Below are 13,752 nucleotides of genomic sequence, written 5' to 3' on the forward strand. Positions count from 1 at the left end.
CTCTGCCGCGGAACCGGACGAAGGAGTCGAGACGATGGTCGACGTGCACCACGGACTGGAGGGCGTCGTCGCCTTCGAGACGGAGATCGCCGAGCCGGACAAGGAGGGCTCGGCGCTGCGCTACCGCGGCGTGGACATCGAGGACATCGTCGGGCGCGTCCCGTTCGAGAACGTGTGGGGCCTGCTCATCGACGGCCGGTGGACCCCCGGCCTCCCGCCGGCCGAGGCCTACAACATCCCGGTGCACACCGGCGACGTCCGCGTCGACGTCCAGGCCGCGATCGCCATGCTCGCCCCCGCGTTCGGCTTCCGCCAGACCTACGACATCTCCGACGAGCAGGCTCGCGAGGACCTCTCCCGGGTCGCCGTCATGGTCCTGTCGTACGCCGCGCAGTCCGCACGCGGCCTCCACCAGCCGGTGGTGCCGCAGTCGCTCGTCGACGAGGGCGCGACGCTGGCCGAGAAGTTCCTGATCCGCTGGAAGGGCGAGGCCGACCCCAAGCACGTCAAGGCCATCGACGCCTACTGGTCCTCGGCGGCCGAGCACGGCATGAACGCCTCGACGTTCACCGCCCGCGTCATCACCTCCACCGGCGCCGACGTGGCCGCCGCCTTCTCCGGCGCGATCGGCGCGATGTCCGGCCCGCTGCACGGCGGCGCCCCGTCGCGGGTGCTCGGCATGATCGGCGACGTGGAGGAGTCCGGCGACGCCTCCGCCTACGTCAAGGGCCTCCTGGACCGCGGCGAGCGGCTGATGGGCTTCGGCCACCGGGTCTACCGGGCCGAGGACCCCCGCGCCCGCGTGCTGCGCCGCACCGCCAAGGAGCTGAACGCCCCCCGCTACGAGGTGGCCGAGGCGCTGGAGAAGGCCGCGCTCGCCGAGCTCCGCGAGCGGCGCCCGGACCGGGTGCTCGAGACGAACGTCGAGTTCTGGGCCGCGATCGTCCTGGACTTCGCCGAGGTCCCGCCGCACATGTTCACCTCGATGTTCACCTGCGCGCGCACCGGGGGCTGGTCGGCGCACATCCTCGAGCAGAAGCGCACCGGCCGCCTGATCCGTCCCTCGGCGGTCTACACCGGCCCCTCCTCCCGCAGCGCCGAGGACGTCGAGGGGTGGGACGCCGCCTGGGCGGACTGAGTCCGCACCGGCTGCTCGGCCGGGTCCTCAGCCCTGCGTGGCCCGCGGGACCCGGCCGACGTACCACGACGTCTGGCCCCGGCCGGCCTTGCGGCTCAGCGAGAGGTGCACGTGGTCGCGGTGGCGCAGCGTCTCGCTGCACCGACGCAGCTTGCGGCACGAGGAGCTGAGGTAGGGCTCCGGCTCGAACCCGTTCCAGGCCGACCACATCCGGTCGTCCCAGATGACGTACATGATCCCCATCCGGCGGGCCTTGGCGTGCTCGCGGCCCCGGCCGTCGGCGGCGAGGACGTCGCGGAGGAACTGCCGCGCAGCGCGCCGGCCATGCCGGGTCGTCGCGTCCAGCGTCCAGTCGAACGCCCGGCCCTCGTGGTGCTCGGAGGTGCCGCTGCCGCAGGAGCGGGAGATGCCCCCGAAGCCCCCGCCGTACCGCTTCACGATCCAGCGGCCCAGCGCCTCGGTGCCCGGCTTCGGCTTGGGGGCGCAGCGGGTCGGCGGCTGGTAGTCGGCGTAGTCCTCGAGCTGCGCCGCGGCGGGCGCGGCCGGGACGAGGAGGGCCAGCAGCAGGGCGAGGGGCAGCAGGATCCGGGCAGTCACCCTGCGACGCTAGGCAGGGCGCCGGCCTCGCGCCGGCGGTTCGCCGGTGGTTCGTCCGGACGGTCCACAGGACCCCCGGGCCGGGCTATCCGCTCTCGGCCCTTCTGCCGATCGGCCCAGCCGTTCAGCCCAGCCGTTCAGCCCAGCCGTTCAGCCCAGCCGCTTGGCGAAGCACCGCGACAGGGGCGCGTCCTTGTAGTAGCCGAACCCGGGGATGGCGACGTACCCGCTGGACTCGTAGAGCGCGATCGCCTCGGGCTGGCGCAGTCCCGTCTCGAGCACCAGCGCCTCGACGCCCGCGGCGGCCGCCGTCCGCTCCAGGTGGGCCAGCATCCGGCGGGCGTGGCCGCGCCGCTGGGCGGCCGGCACGACGTACATCCGCTTCACCTCGGCCGTGGCCGTGGCGCCCAGCGCCGACACGTCCGACCTCCGCCAGGCCCCGGTCGCCACCGGGACGCCTCGCTCGTAGCCGACGAAGAAGCTGCCGACCGGTGGCGTGAACATCGTCGGGTCCACCGGTGACTCGTCCCGCCCGCCGTACCGGGCGACGTACTCCTCCTGGACCTGCTCGATCAGCGCGACGGCGTCCGGGTGGCCGTACTCCACCCGGACGATCTCCAGCTCCCCGCCGCCCGCCTCGGGCGAGCGAGCCTCCACAGCGGTCGCCTGGTGGCGCAGGCCGGGGTCGGTCGGTGGCATGGTCCCTCCGGTTGGGCGGTGCGACGGGCCTGCTGCGAGACTGTCGCGGCTGCCGAGACACCCGGAAGGTACTCCATGACCGACGCCCCCCGGATCCCCGCCGACCTGCTGCCCCGCGACGGGCGCTTCGGTGCGGGGCCGTCGAAGATCCAGACCGGCCACCTCGACGCGCTCGCTGCGAGCGGCGCGTCGCTGATGGGCACCTCCCACCGCCAGCAGCCGGTGCGGGACCTCGTCGGCCGGGTCCGCGAGGGGTTGGCCACCCTCTTCGACCTGCCCGAGGGCCACGAGATCGTGATGGGGAACGGCGGCGCCACTGCGTTCTGGGACCTCGCCACGTACGGGCTCATCCAGCGTCGCAGCCAGCACCTGGTCTTCGGTGAGTTCTCCTCGAAGTTCGCCACCGCGGCGGACGCGGCGCCGTGGCTCGAGCAGCCGACACTCGTCCAGGCGCCGGCCGGCTCGCTGCCGGCTGCGGTCGCCGAGGACGGGGTCGACGTCTACGCCTGGGCGCAGAACGAGACCTCGACCGCCGTGATGGCTCCGGTGGTGCGCCCCGAGGGGACGACGGCCGACGAGGCGCTGGTCCTGGTGGACGCGACCTCGGGCGCCGGCGGCCTGCCGGTGGACCTCACCCAGGTCGACGCCTACTACTTCGCCCCGCAGAAGTGCTTCGCCTCCGACGGCGGGCTCTGGCTGGCGGCGATGTCGCCCGCCGCCCTCGAGCGGGCGATGCGGATCGGTGCCTCCGACCGGCACGTCCCCGCCTTCTTCGACCTGCCGACGGCGATCGAGAACTCGCGGAAGAACCAGACCTACAACACCCCCGCGGTGGCCACGCTCTTCCTCATGGCCGAGCAGCTGGACTGGATGCTGGCCCACGGCGGCCTGGCCGGGATGGTCGAGCGGACGACCGCCTCCTCCGACGCGCTCTACGGCTGGGCGGAGAAGTCGTCGTACGCGTTCCCGTTCGTGCCGGAGCCGGCGCACCGCTCGCTGGTCATCGGGACGATCGACTTCGAGGCCCCGGTGGACGCCGCGCGGCTCGCCGCGGTGCTGCGCGCCAACGGCATCGTCGACACCGAGCCCTACCGCAAGCTCGGCCGCAACCAGATCCGGGTCGCGATGTACCCCGCCGTCGACCCCGCCGACGTCGAGGCGCTCACGGCCTCGGTCGACTGGGTGCTGGAGCGGATCGTCCCGTAGCGGCGCGGGCCGCGACCGCTGCCTGGTCGGCTCAGCCGAGCCGTCGTCGTAGGACCGCGCTGCCCGGGCCGGTGAGCCCGTCGGCGGCGCCGCGACGTCCGGCCAGCGACATCAGCACCGCCTCGCCCGGCCCGCGGGCCTCCGGTCCCCGCCCGAGCGCCCAGTCGACGTCGGTGGCGACGACCCGGACACCGCGCGCCTTCCAGAAGCCGCGCAGCGGCGGCGCCGTGACGGCGAACCCGAGCGCGAACCGCAGCCGGTCGGGATCGATCGCCCGGGGCTTGCCCAGGGGCCGGCGGATGTCCTGCTGGTGGATCAGCCCGTCGACCAGGCCGACCGCACCGTTGCGGGCCGCGGTCAGCCCGGTGGGTCGCGGGTACTCCCGCAGCCGCTGCAGCAGCTGGTCGGGGGACGCCGTCCGGTGGTCGCGGAGCGCGGCTGCGTTGACCCCTGCGAAGGTCAGCCGGCCGCGCGCCATCCGTGCACCCACCTCACGGAGGGTCAGGCCCTCGTAGCTGACGACGTGGGCGACGACGTCGCGCACCGTCCAGCCCTCGCACAGCGACGGCGCCTCCCACTCCTCCGGGGACAGGCCGGCGAGCAGCTCGGCGAGCTCGGTGCGCTCGCGCTCCGCCTCGAGCATGAGGTCCATGCGGCGAACCTAGCGTCAGCTGTCGCTTCCCAGGCCGTGCCGCGCCATCGCCGCGCGGAGGGCGTCGTACGTCGAGCTGCCGAAGGCCACCATCCGCGCCTCGGCGACCTCGGTCGGCGTGCCGCCGAGCGTCTCCAGCGCCGCGTCGACGGCGTCCTCGAGCGGCCAGCCGTAGATGCCGGCCGAGACCAGGGGGAAGGCCACCGACCGGGCGCCGAGCTCGTCGGCGACCTCGAGGGCCCGGCGGTAGCAGGAGGTGAGCAGCGCGCGGTCGGTCTCGCCGGCGCTGTGGTTCGGTCCGACGACGTGGATGACCCAGCGTGCCGGCATCCGACCGGCCGTGGTCCAGCCGGCATCGCCCGTGGCGAGCCCGCGGGGGAAGCGCCGCTCGCAGTCGGCGAGGACCTCCGGTCCGCCGGCCCGGTGGATGGCGCCGTCGACACCGCCACCGCCGCGCATCCGCCGGTTCGCGGCGTTGACGACCGCGTCCACGTCCTGGGTGGTGATGTCGCCCTCGACCACGGTGATCTGCACTCAGCTCGCCTCCGCTTCCCGCTCGTCCTGCTCGTCCGGCTCCCCTCGCAGCAGCCGCAGCGTGGCCCGCTCCAGGGCCGCCTGGCGCTCGTCGGGATTGTCGTACTCGCGCCCGGTGGCCGCGGCGATCGTGCGGCCCGCCTCGTAGGACTCGATCACCCGGGGGTCGACGTAGGAGGACCGCGCCAGGGTGGGGGTGTTCCCGAGGAACTGCGAGACTTCCTTCATCGCGCCGGAGACCGCCCGCTTCCGCGAGGCCTTGCTCTCGCCGTGCTCCGGCGTCTCGGCGAGCGCGGCGGCCGCCAGCACGGTGGCGTGCCAGGTCCTGAAGTCCTTCGCGGTGGCCTCGAGCCCGGTCGAGGACCGGACGTACTCGTTGACCAGGGTCGGCAGCAGGTCACGCCAGGAGCGGCCGTCCCTGTACGACAGCAGGCGGCCGCCGGCGCCCCGGCGCCGGCGCATCGCCTCGATGGCCTCGACGACGACCGCGTCGTCGATCTCGATGCGGTGGTCCACGCCGGACTTGCCGGTGAACGCGAAGACCAGCCGGTCCTGCTGGCGGCGGACGTGGCGCCGCTCGAGCGTGGTGAGGCCGAAGCTGCCGTTGGTGTCGGCGTAGACGTCGTTGCCGATGCGGAAGTAGCCGAGGTCGAGGAGGCGCACGGCCGCGGCGCAGGCCCGCTCCAGCGGCATGCCCTCCTTGCCGAGGTCGGCGACCACGAGCGCCCGGGCGTCGGCCAGCGCCTCGCCGAACTCCAGCATCCGCTCGAACTTCTCGGCGTCGCGCCGCTCGCGCCAGACCGGGTGGTAGAGGTACTGCCGGCGGCCGGCGTCGTCGGTGCCGACGGCCTGCAGGTGCCCGTTGGGGTAGGGCGTCACCCAGACGTCCTTCCACGCCGGAGGGATGACCAGGTCGCGGACCCGCTGGGCGTCCTCGTCGGAGAGCCGCTGGCCGTGCTGGTCGAGGTAGACGAAGCCCTTGCCGGCGCGGCGCCGCGTCCACCCGGGCTGGTCCGGGGAGGTACGGCGGAGACGGGGCATGCCGCGACGGTGACCGCGCCGGGCCACGACCAAACTCCGCCGGGCCCGAGCGAACGGCGCCATGATGTGGCGCGGGTCGGCAGCGGAGATCAAGGCTGGAGGAGCGACGGTTGAGGACGAGGACTGTTGAGAACTACGTGGACGTGCCGGCAGCCGCTGCGGCCGTATGGGAACGAGTGACCCACCCCGATGGCATCAACCACGAGATGCGGCCTTGGATGACGATGAGCATGCCGCGCCGAGCGGCCGGGATGACGGTGGCGTCACTCCCTCTCGGACAGCCCATCGGCCGAGCGTGGCTCCGGCTGTTCGGCCTCGTCCCCTTCGACTTCGACCACCTGACAGTGGTCGAGGTCGAGACGGGCGTCCGGTTCCTGGAGCGCTCGACCATGGTGACGTTCCGCCGGTGGGAGCACGAGCGGACCCTGACACCTGTGGCGGGCGGCACTCGGGTGCATGACCGCGTGACCCTGCAGCCCCGCCTTCCGATCCCCGGCCTAGCGGTCGTTCTCTCGCGCGTCGTGGACGCCTTCTTCAAGCATCGGCACCGCCGACTGCAGGAGCACTTTGCCGTTCGCTGATCGCCGGAAGCGCCCGCCACGGTTCCTATGCCCCCCGTCACGCCCGCTGTTCGCGCACGTGCATCAGCGGATCCCGGGGCCCGGCTTGCCCGGGCGTGGCTGTGCCCCCGCCGGGTGGTGCTGCGGCGGGGGGTGGGGCGGGGTGTGGGGCGGGGTGGCTAGTGGTCGGGTGGTTCGCCGGCCACGGGTCTGGCCTCGGGCCTGGTCTCGGGTCTGGTCTTGACTGGGCCGAGACCGTCGTGGTGGTGGTGATGCCGGTTGGCGTCGTGGGTGCCGGTGGGGTCGACGAGGTAGCGCAGTCGGTGCGGGCTGGTCCACAGGTAGGTGCCGGCCACGAGGGGCTCGTAGGTCCAGCCGCCGTGGGTCTTGATCCGGTGGTGGCGGGTGCACAGCAGCGCGATGTTGCACGAGCAGGTCGGTCCACCCCGGCCATGGGCGAGGACGTGGTCGTGCTCGCACCGGGTGGCGGGTCGGGTGCAGTGCGGGAAGACGCAGTGGTGGTCGCGCAGCCCGACGTGGTCCTTGAGCCGGTCGGGCACCTCGTAGCCCTCGACGTGGACCCGGCCCTCGAGGTCGATGACCGGCTTGATCGTGACCCTCGCGGCGTGCGTGCACCACTCGGCCAACTGCCCGGCGAGCACGAACGACCGGGTGTTCTCCACCCGCACCACCGGGCCCACCTCGCCGGCAGCCACCTGGCTGCCCTCACCGTCGGCGTGGTCGGGTGTGGGCGCCTGGTGGACGTGGACCACCAGCGGCGCGGGGTCGGTGTCGTAGGTCAGGGTCAGGTCGCGGCGGGCCATCTCGCCCAGTGCCCGGGCCCGGCGCGCGCCCTCGAGGTCTTGGGAGCCGAGGGCGGCGAGCACCGCGGCGCCCTTGGTCACCGCCTCCTCGAGGTAGAGGGCGTCGGCGACGTCGAGGGTCGCCATCACCTCGACGTGGCCGTCGAAGGAGAGCTGGCGGGTCTGGATGCTCACGTGCCGCGCCTCGGCCTGCTCGAGGCGTCGGGTCTCCGCGGCGTCGGGGTCGAACCGGACCTCGGCCTCCTCGACCAGCCGCTGCAGCGCGGCCACACCGATGGTGGCCGCGACCGGGGCGAGGTGCCGGTCGACGAACTCCGCGCCCGCCTCCGGTAGCGCCATGGTCCGCCGGGCCACCAGCCGCGCCTTCCAGGCCGGGACCTGCACCCGGGTGACGCGCTCCCAGAGCCTGGGCAGGCGGTAGCGCAGCTCCAGGGCCTCGCCGAGGTAGGCGCGGCCGGTGTCGGTGGACATGCCCAGCGCGGCGGCGAACTCCTCGACCGCGAACTCGCTGACCATCGGGGCGCCCTCGCCGGCCAGGCCGACGACCTGGTCCCCGAACGCAGCCGACCACGCCGCGGTTCCCACGTGCTCCGCGGGGTGCTGGAGGCACCACTGCACCGCCAGCTCCAGCTGCTCGGCCTCGGCACGGTCCGCCGCCCGGCGCCGTTCCCGGACCGCGGTGAGCACACGGGACGGGGTGTCCAGCTGCTGCTCGAAATCCGCGGCCAACGTCATGGCCTAAGTTTACTCGAACTCCTGTTCGAGTGCCAGTGGGTTGCGCTCGCCTGTGCAGGACGTTCCGGTGCGACGGATTCGTGGTCTCGACAAGCTCGACCACCGAGCCGGGCTCGACCGCCGGACGACCTTGTGGTCTCGACAAGCTCGACCACCGAGCCGGGCTCGACCACCGAGCCGGGCTCGACCACCGAGCCTGGCCCGATCATCGAGCCCTTCCGCAGCTGGGAACGGGCGTGCGGGGGCCGACGTCCTAGGAACGTGAACCCGACCACTCCCGCGGCGCGACGCGCAGCCGGCCTGCTCCTACTCCTGCTCCTGCTCTTGGGGTCGACGGCGTGCGCGGCCACTGAGGAGGTGGACGAAGCGGGGTCCCAGTCCCGGAGCACGGCATCGGTGTCCAGCGAGGCGGTTCCCGAGGCGTGCCTCGACACCGCGGAGGCCCGGCGCACGAGCATCGAGGGGACCGCGGTCTGGGCACGGTTCTGCCCGGGACCGCAGGGACGTACGGCGCACGCCGAGGTGCCGTCCGACGCCCTCACCACCCACCTGGACATCGTCGACGACCTGGAGGTCCTCGACCCGGAGGAGACCTCCGCGGGAGAACGCTGTGACGGGTCGTGGGGCCGCACCTACCGCGTGCAGGTCGGGTACGCCGACGGCCGGGTTGCGACCGTCGTCGGGTCCACCGACCCCGGCTGCGCTGGGACGCTGCACGGATCCGGAGCGCTCGTCGACGGACCGGACGGGCTCGGCGTCTACGGAGCGTTCATGACGGCGTTCGGGAGCCAGTACGCCGACGCCTTCGGGCACTCCCCGAGCGACGTACCACTCGCCTGCCCGGAGGACCCCCGCAAGCCGGACAGCGTCGACGTCGACGGTGAGTCGGCGTCGCTCGACACCGGCTACCTGCTCGGCCGGCGACAACCCATGCTGATGCCACTGCCAGCGGTGCGCGGGATCGTCTGCAGGTGGCGGCACGGGGCCGAGGGCGAGGAACCCAGCGTCCGTGAGCTGACCGCCGACGAGGCCGAACGGGTGCGCATCGGCCTCCACGCGGTCGCCGTCGGCATGGTCGACTGCGCGGCCAGCCCCGAGCCGACCTACACCGCCGTCGTCGAGGACCGGACCGGCACCCGGCGCGCGGTCACGATCGTCGAGTCGGAGTGCTCGACCGTCATCCGCAGCGACGAGGGCTACGGACTGGGGTTCCCCTGGCTCGACCGGTGACGCGATCGTCGAGCGGCGGGCGACTTTGTGGCCTCGACAGGCTCGACCACCGAGCCGGGCTCGACCACCGACCAACACCGTGGTCTCGACAGGCTCGACCACCGAAAGCAGCCTGCTCGACCACCGAGTCGGGCTCGACCGCCGACCCCGGCTCGACCAGCAGCCTCGTCAGCGCGGGCGCAGGGAGCGACCGAGGAGCAGCAGCGCGCCGAGGGCGACGAACCCGCCCACGAACCACGGCCAGGCGGGGCGGTCGGCATCGCCGACCTCGGTGAGGTCGTTGCCGAGGCCCTCCCCCGGCGAGCCGGCGTCCGCACCTGGAGAGGCGTCGGGCTGGGGCTCTGGCGTCGGCGTCGGCGTCGGCTCCGGCTCGGCCGGCGACACCGCCTCGCGCACGCGGCCCGGCAGCGGGATCCGCAGCACCGGCTGGCGCACCCCCTCGCTGCTGACGAAGACCCGCCCGCGGTCGTCGACGGCGAGCCCCTCGCCCTGCTCCTGCTCCGGCAGCGGGATCTCGGCGAGGGGGTCCATCCCGGGCCAGGTGTAGACGACGATCCGGACGTAGTCGCGCAGCACCACGTGCTCACCACCCGGGAAGAACGCGCCGTCGGTCGCCAGGCCGAGCTGGGACGTCGCGCCAACCGGCCGGAGCTCGTTGGGACGGCCGGGCGACAGCCGGGCCGGGGCCTGCAGGACCGTCCCGCCGAAGACGGTCTTGGTGACCACGAGCAGCCGGCCGGTCCTCGGGTGGGCCAGCAGCGTCTCGGCGTCGGTGGGGCCGTCGGGCAGCACCAGCTCGTACGTCGCAGCGTCGGTCGCGTCGATCGGCCCGCGCCCCACCGGCACCTTCGTCACGGTCACCGACGGGCGGTTCCCCGGGTTGTCGCCGATGTCGCCTACCCACACCGACCCGTCGCCGGCCGGGGCCAGCGCCTCCACGTCGACCGGCTCCTCGGCCCACGTCGTGACGCCGACCGTCTCCCCCGTCTCGGGGTCGACGGTGAAGACCCGGCCGGTGTCGCCGGAGTCGTTCGTGGTGACGAAGAGGCCGTCGACCACCACCAGGCCGCTGGACTCCACGATGCGCGGGTCCTGGAAGGCGAACGCCGCGTCCGCGTCCGCGCCGGCCGGCGCGGCCACCGCCGCCAGGAGGAACGGCACCGGCAGGAGAGCCGCGAGCACCCGGTGGAGCACGGCTCAGTCCTGCCCAGGCGCGTGCTGCTCGTGCAGCCCCAGCAGCTCGGCCAACCGCGGGCGGACCGACCAGGTGGCGACCAGCTCGTCGTACTCCTTGCGCACGCCACCGCCCTTGACCGGGGAGCCGGTGCGGACGGCGCGGAGCATGGTGTTGCGCGGGGTGTGCTGGGACTCCACGAACTGCACCACGTCGACCCGGTACCCCTGGATCCGCATCAGGGCCGCGCGCAGGCCGTCGGTGAGGGTGTCGGCGAGCCGCTCGCGGAGGATGCCGTGCCGGGTGAGCAGCGCGTACGGCGACGGGGTCGGCGCCTTGCGCAGCTGGGCGGCGATGTCGTGGTGGCAGCACGGCGCGGCGAGCACCAGCTGCGCGCCCCACTCCACCGCCCGGGCGAGCGCCTCGTCGGTGGCCGTGTCGCAGGCGTGCAGGGCCAGCACGACCTCCGGCGCCGGGTCGAGCACCGCCCCGGAGATGGAGCCGACCACGAACTCCGCCTCGACGCCGAGCTCGGCCGCCACGGCGCTGTTGTGCTCGCGCGACTGCTCCTTGACGTCGACGCCGGTGACCACGACCGGGAGCCGGCGCACCTCGGTGAGGTACCGCTGCGCGGCGAAGGTGAGGTAGGCGTTGCCGCACCCCATGTCGGCCACCCGCAGCGGCTCCTCGGGCGTCGGCCGACGCAGGTGGCCCTTCTGGACCGCGTCCGCGACCGAGGAGTCGAGCAGCCGGAGGAACTCCTCGACCTGGCGGAACTTCGCGTGCCGGCTCGGCTTCAGCCGGCCCTCGGCGTCGGTGAGGCCGAGGGCGCGGAAGACCGGGTCGTCCTCGGCGAGCAGCCGCTGCTTGTCGCGGTCGTGGCCGCGGTCCGGCTCGACGGCCTCCGCGCGCTGGGTGGTGTGGACGACCGCCTCGAGCTTCTTGGTCACCCGTACCTGGTGCGACTCGGTCGTGGTCTCGACGTGCCAGTTGCCGAACGGCTCGTCGAGCAGGTCGTCGACGGCGTCGCGGGCGGCGTCGCCCGAGCCGGAGCCGATGCTGTGGTTGGCGGTGTGCGCCTGGGTCTCGTCGTACGTCGTGACCTGCAGGTGCCGGCCGGCCTTGAGGTCGACGTAGCGCAGCTCGACGCGGCGCCAGCGCGGCTGCTGTCCCTTCTGCCGCCCTGAGGCGACCGCACGCACCAGCGTGTCGGGGTCGAGCAGGTGGCCGCGCATCCGGGCCAGGACCCGCAGCAGCGGCTCGCTCACCGGTTCACCAGGGCCGAGACGACCACCACCGCCAGCAGGGCCGCCAGCGCCAACGGGATCACGAGTCGGCGGTGGCGGGGGTTCATGCGTCGAGCCTAGACGCGAGCAGCTCGGCCAGGTGCAGCGCCGGGACGTCGGCGAGGTCGTCGAGCTGGATCTTGCACGACATGCCGTCGGCCAGGACCACCGCGCCGGGGTTCGCCCGGACGGCCGGCAACAGGTGCGTCTCGGCGACAGCCACCGACGTCTCGTAGTGCCCCTTCTCGACGCCCCAGTTGCCAGCCAGGCCGCAGCAGCCCGGCACCCGGGTCACCGTCGCCCCGGCCCGCTCCAGCAGCCGCTGGTCGGCCGACCAGCCGAGCACCGAGGAGTGGTGGCAGTGCGGCTGGGCCACGACCTCCACGCCGGTCAGGTCGGGCACCGCCACGTCGAGCCGCTCGAGGAGCTCGGCGAAGGTGAGCACGCCGCCGGCGACCGTCGCGGCCCGCGGGTCGTCGACCAGCTCGGCGAGGTCGCTGCGCAGCGACGCGAGGCAGGACGGCTCGACGCCGAGGACGGGCACCCCGCTCTCGACGTACGGCGCGAGGGTGGCGGCGGTGCGGGCGGCGATGGACCGGGCCTTGTCGAGCTGGCCGGTCGTCACCCAGGTCAGGCCGCAGCAGGCCGACTCGGGGATCACCCGGACCCGCAGCCCGGCCGCCTCCAGCACCCGGATCGCGGCCAGGCCGCTGCCGGGCATGAAGTGGTCGGTGAAGGAGTCGGCCCACAGCCACACGTCGGGCGCGCCCGCCTGGTCGCCCGAGCGACCCGCCTGGCGCCGCAGCGTCCGGTCGGCGAACCGCGGGATCGACCGCCGCTGGTCGAGCCCGGCCGTCGCGCGGGCGGCCGCGGCGACCGGCTTCCACCGCAGCGCGCGGTTGAGGGCGGGCGCGACCGGGGCGGCGAGCGCGGCCCACCGCGGCAGCCGGCCCAGCGTGTAGTGCGTGCGGGGACGGCGGCGGCCGGCGTAGGTCTGGTGCAGCGTCTCGGACTTGTAGGTCGCCATGTCGACACCGGTGGGGCAGTCCGACGCGCAGCCCTTGCAGGACAGGCAGAGGTCGAGCGCCTCGTGGACCGCCGGGTCGGCGAGGCCGTCGACGAGCGAGCCGTCGAGCGCCTCCTGGAGGACGCGCGAGCGGCCGCGGGTGGAGTCCTTCTCGTTGCGGGTGGCGAGGTACGACGGGCACATCACGCCCGCGCCGGGCAGCGAGGGGACCACGCACTTGCCGACGCCGGTGCACCGGTGCACCGCGTTGCCCATCGAGCCGCCGTCGTGGACGAAGCGGAGCGCGGTGCGGACCTGCGCCCGGGGCTGCTCGGGCCGCAGGTCGGCGTCGAGCGGGTCCGGGTCGACGAGCACGCCCGGGTTGAGCAGCCCGTCGGGGTCGCAGATCGCCTTGGCCGCGGCGAAGAGCCGCAGCGACTCGGCGTCGTACATCAGCGGCAGCAGCTCCGAGCGCGCCCGGCCGTCGCCGTGCTCGCCGGAGAGCGACCCGCCGTACGACGCCAGCCGGGTGGCGCTGGCTACGAGGAACTCCCGGAAGCGCGCCGCACCGTCGCCGGCGCCCCCGGCCACGAAGGGGAAGTCGATGCGGACGTGGACGCAGCCGTCGCCGAAGTGGCCGTAGGGCACGCCGTCGAGGCCGTGCTCGCGGAGCAGCTCGTCGAAGTCGCGCAGCCACGCGCCGAGGTGCTCCGGCGGCACCGCAGCGTCCTCCCACCCGGCGTGGGCCGGCCGGCTCAGCGAGCGGGCGGCCAGGCCGGCGCCGTCCTCGCGGATCCGCCAGAGCGCGGCGGCCTCGGCGGCCGACTCCACCAGGCGGGACTCCAGCGCGTCGGCCACCCCGAGGACGGCCCCCACCAGCGCGGGGTCGCTCACCTCGACGAAGAGCCACCCGGCGCCGCGCGGCAGGTCGGGCACGCCCCCTCCGCGGGCGCGCACGAGGTCGACGATCCGGGCGTCGAGCCCTTCGCAGGCCACCAGGCCACCGCGGCCGACGCCGGCCGCCGCGTCGACCGGGCGGCCGCAGGCGGCGAGGATCGCGGGCACGGCGT

At 74.2% G+C, this 13,752-nt stretch carries 13 protein-coding genes; 4 read left to right on the forward strand and 9 right to left on the reverse strand.

The features are described 5' to 3' along the window. Window positions 1-34 precede the first annotated feature (34 nt). On the forward strand, window positions 35-1,138 hold the full coding sequence (locus ACSMHG_RS17460) for a citrate synthase 2 (protein ID WP_435747465.1): 1,104 nt from the start codon (window positions 35-37) through the stop codon (window positions 1,136-1,138). Window positions 1,139-1,165: 27 nt separating this feature from the next. Here the strand turns inward: ACSMHG_RS17460 and ACSMHG_RS17465 are convergent, their stop codons facing one another. Continuing rightward, on the reverse strand, window positions 1,166-1,735 hold the full coding sequence (locus ACSMHG_RS17465; RefSeq protein ID WP_435747467.1) for a VldE C-terminal domain-containing protein: 570 nt from the start codon (window positions 1,733-1,735) through the stop codon (window positions 1,166-1,168). Window positions 1,736-1,885: 150 nt separating this feature from the next. Beyond that, a complete protein-coding gene (locus tag ACSMHG_RS17470) occupies window positions 1,886-2,434 on the reverse strand; it encodes a GNAT family N-acetyltransferase (protein WP_435747469.1) in 549 nt (182 codons plus the stop codon). A 75-nt stretch (window positions 2,435-2,509) separates the two neighbouring features. On the opposite strand from ACSMHG_RS17470, the gene serC reads away from it, so the two are divergent. Beyond that, the gene (serC, locus tag ACSMHG_RS17475; protein WP_435747471.1) at window positions 2,510-3,640 is read left to right on the forward strand and encodes a phosphoserine transaminase; all 1,131 of its coding nucleotides are present in this window, start codon (window positions 2,510-2,512) and stop codon (window positions 3,638-3,640) included. A gap of 31 nt (window positions 3,641-3,671) precedes the next feature. On the opposite strand, the gene ACSMHG_RS17480 is transcribed toward serC, so the two are convergent. Genes ACSMHG_RS17480 through ACSMHG_RS17490 form a run of 3 tightly spaced genes read right to left on the reverse strand, consistent with a single transcriptional unit; the run spans window position 3,672 to window position 5,867 of the window. After that, the gene (locus ACSMHG_RS17480; protein ID WP_435747473.1) at window positions 3,672-4,292 is read right to left on the reverse strand and encodes a maleylpyruvate isomerase family mycothiol-dependent enzyme; all 621 of its coding nucleotides are present in this window, start codon (window positions 4,290-4,292) and stop codon (window positions 3,672-3,674) included. A gap of 15 nt (window positions 4,293-4,307) precedes the next feature. After that, window positions 4,308-4,826 carry an O-acetyl-ADP-ribose deacetylase gene (locus ACSMHG_RS17485; RefSeq protein ID WP_435747475.1) on the reverse strand — a complete coding sequence of 173 codons (519 nt, stop codon included), beginning with the start codon at window positions 4,824-4,826 and terminating at the stop codon, window positions 4,308-4,310. After that, window positions 4,827-5,867 (reverse strand): DNA topoisomerase IB, encoded by a 1,041-nt coding sequence (locus ACSMHG_RS17490; RefSeq protein WP_435747477.1) that lies wholly within the window; start codon window positions 5,865-5,867, stop codon window positions 4,827-4,829. It abuts the gene before it with no gap. A gap of 110 nt (window positions 5,868-5,977) precedes the next feature. On the opposite strand from ACSMHG_RS17490, the gene ACSMHG_RS17495 reads away from it, so the two are divergent. Continuing rightward, window positions 5,978-6,448, forward strand: coding sequence for an Rv1443c family protein (locus ACSMHG_RS17495; RefSeq protein WP_435747479.1), 471 nt, complete (start codon window positions 5,978-5,980; stop codon window positions 6,446-6,448). Window positions 6,449-6,606: 158 nt separating this feature from the next. On the opposite strand, the gene ACSMHG_RS17500 is transcribed toward ACSMHG_RS17495, so the two are convergent. After that, window positions 6,607-7,986, reverse strand: a complete 1,380-nt coding sequence (locus ACSMHG_RS17500) for an HNH endonuclease signature motif containing protein (RefSeq protein ID WP_435747481.1) — start codon at window positions 7,984-7,986, stop codon at window positions 6,607-6,609. A 396-nt stretch (window positions 7,987-8,382) separates the two neighbouring features. On the opposite strand from ACSMHG_RS17500, the gene ACSMHG_RS17505 reads away from it, so the two are divergent. Next, window positions 8,383-9,216 carry a hypothetical protein gene (locus tag ACSMHG_RS17505; protein ID WP_435747483.1) on the forward strand — a complete coding sequence of 278 codons (834 nt, stop codon included), beginning with the start codon at window positions 8,383-8,385 and terminating at the stop codon, window positions 9,214-9,216. Between the two features lie 168 nt (window positions 9,217-9,384). On the opposite strand, the gene ACSMHG_RS17510 is transcribed toward ACSMHG_RS17505, so the two are convergent. The 3 genes from ACSMHG_RS17510 to ACSMHG_RS17520 form a co-directional block, all read right to left on the reverse strand. Continuing rightward, the gene (locus ACSMHG_RS17510; RefSeq protein ID WP_435747485.1) at window positions 9,385-10,410 is read right to left on the reverse strand and encodes a hypothetical protein; all 1,026 of its coding nucleotides are present in this window, start codon (window positions 10,408-10,410) and stop codon (window positions 9,385-9,387) included. A gap of 3 nt (window positions 10,411-10,413) precedes the next feature. Beyond that, a complete protein-coding gene (locus ACSMHG_RS17515; RefSeq protein ID WP_435747487.1) occupies window positions 10,414-11,658 on the reverse strand; it encodes a class I SAM-dependent methyltransferase in 1,245 nt (414 codons plus the stop codon). An 82-nt stretch (window positions 11,659-11,740) separates the two neighbouring features. Continuing rightward, a partial coding sequence (locus tag ACSMHG_RS17520) for an FAD-binding and (Fe-S)-binding domain-containing protein (protein WP_435747489.1) occupies window positions 11,741-13,752 on the reverse strand: 2,012 nt, incomplete at its 5' end.

This window comes from Nocardioides ureilyticus (genome assembly GCF_051280745.1).
GTDB lineage: Bacteria > Actinomycetota > Actinomycetes > Propionibacteriales > Nocardioidaceae > Nocardioides.

Coding starts and splice junctions, on each gene's coding strand:
- serC (WP_435747471.1), top strand. CDS start 2,510: ATGACCGACGCCCCCCGGATCCCCGCCGACCTGCTGCCCCGCGACGGG.
- ACSMHG_RS17480 (WP_435747473.1), bottom strand. CDS start 4,292: ATGGACCTCATGCTCGAGGCGGAGCGCGAGCGCACCGAGCTCGCCGAG.
- ACSMHG_RS17490 (WP_435747477.1), bottom strand. CDS start 5,867: ATGCCCCGTCTCCGCCGTACCTCCCCGGACCAGCCCGGGTGGACGCGG.
- ACSMHG_RS17470 (WP_435747469.1), bottom strand. CDS start 2,434: ATGCCACCGACCGACCCCGGCCTGCGCCACCAGGCGACCGCTGTGGAG.
- ACSMHG_RS17500 (WP_435747481.1), bottom strand. CDS start 7,986: ATGACGTTGGCCGCGGATTTCGAGCAGCAGCTGGACACCCCGTCCCGT.
- ACSMHG_RS17460 (WP_435747465.1), top strand. CDS start 35: ATGGTCGACGTGCACCACGGACTGGAGGGCGTCGTCGCCTTCGAGACG.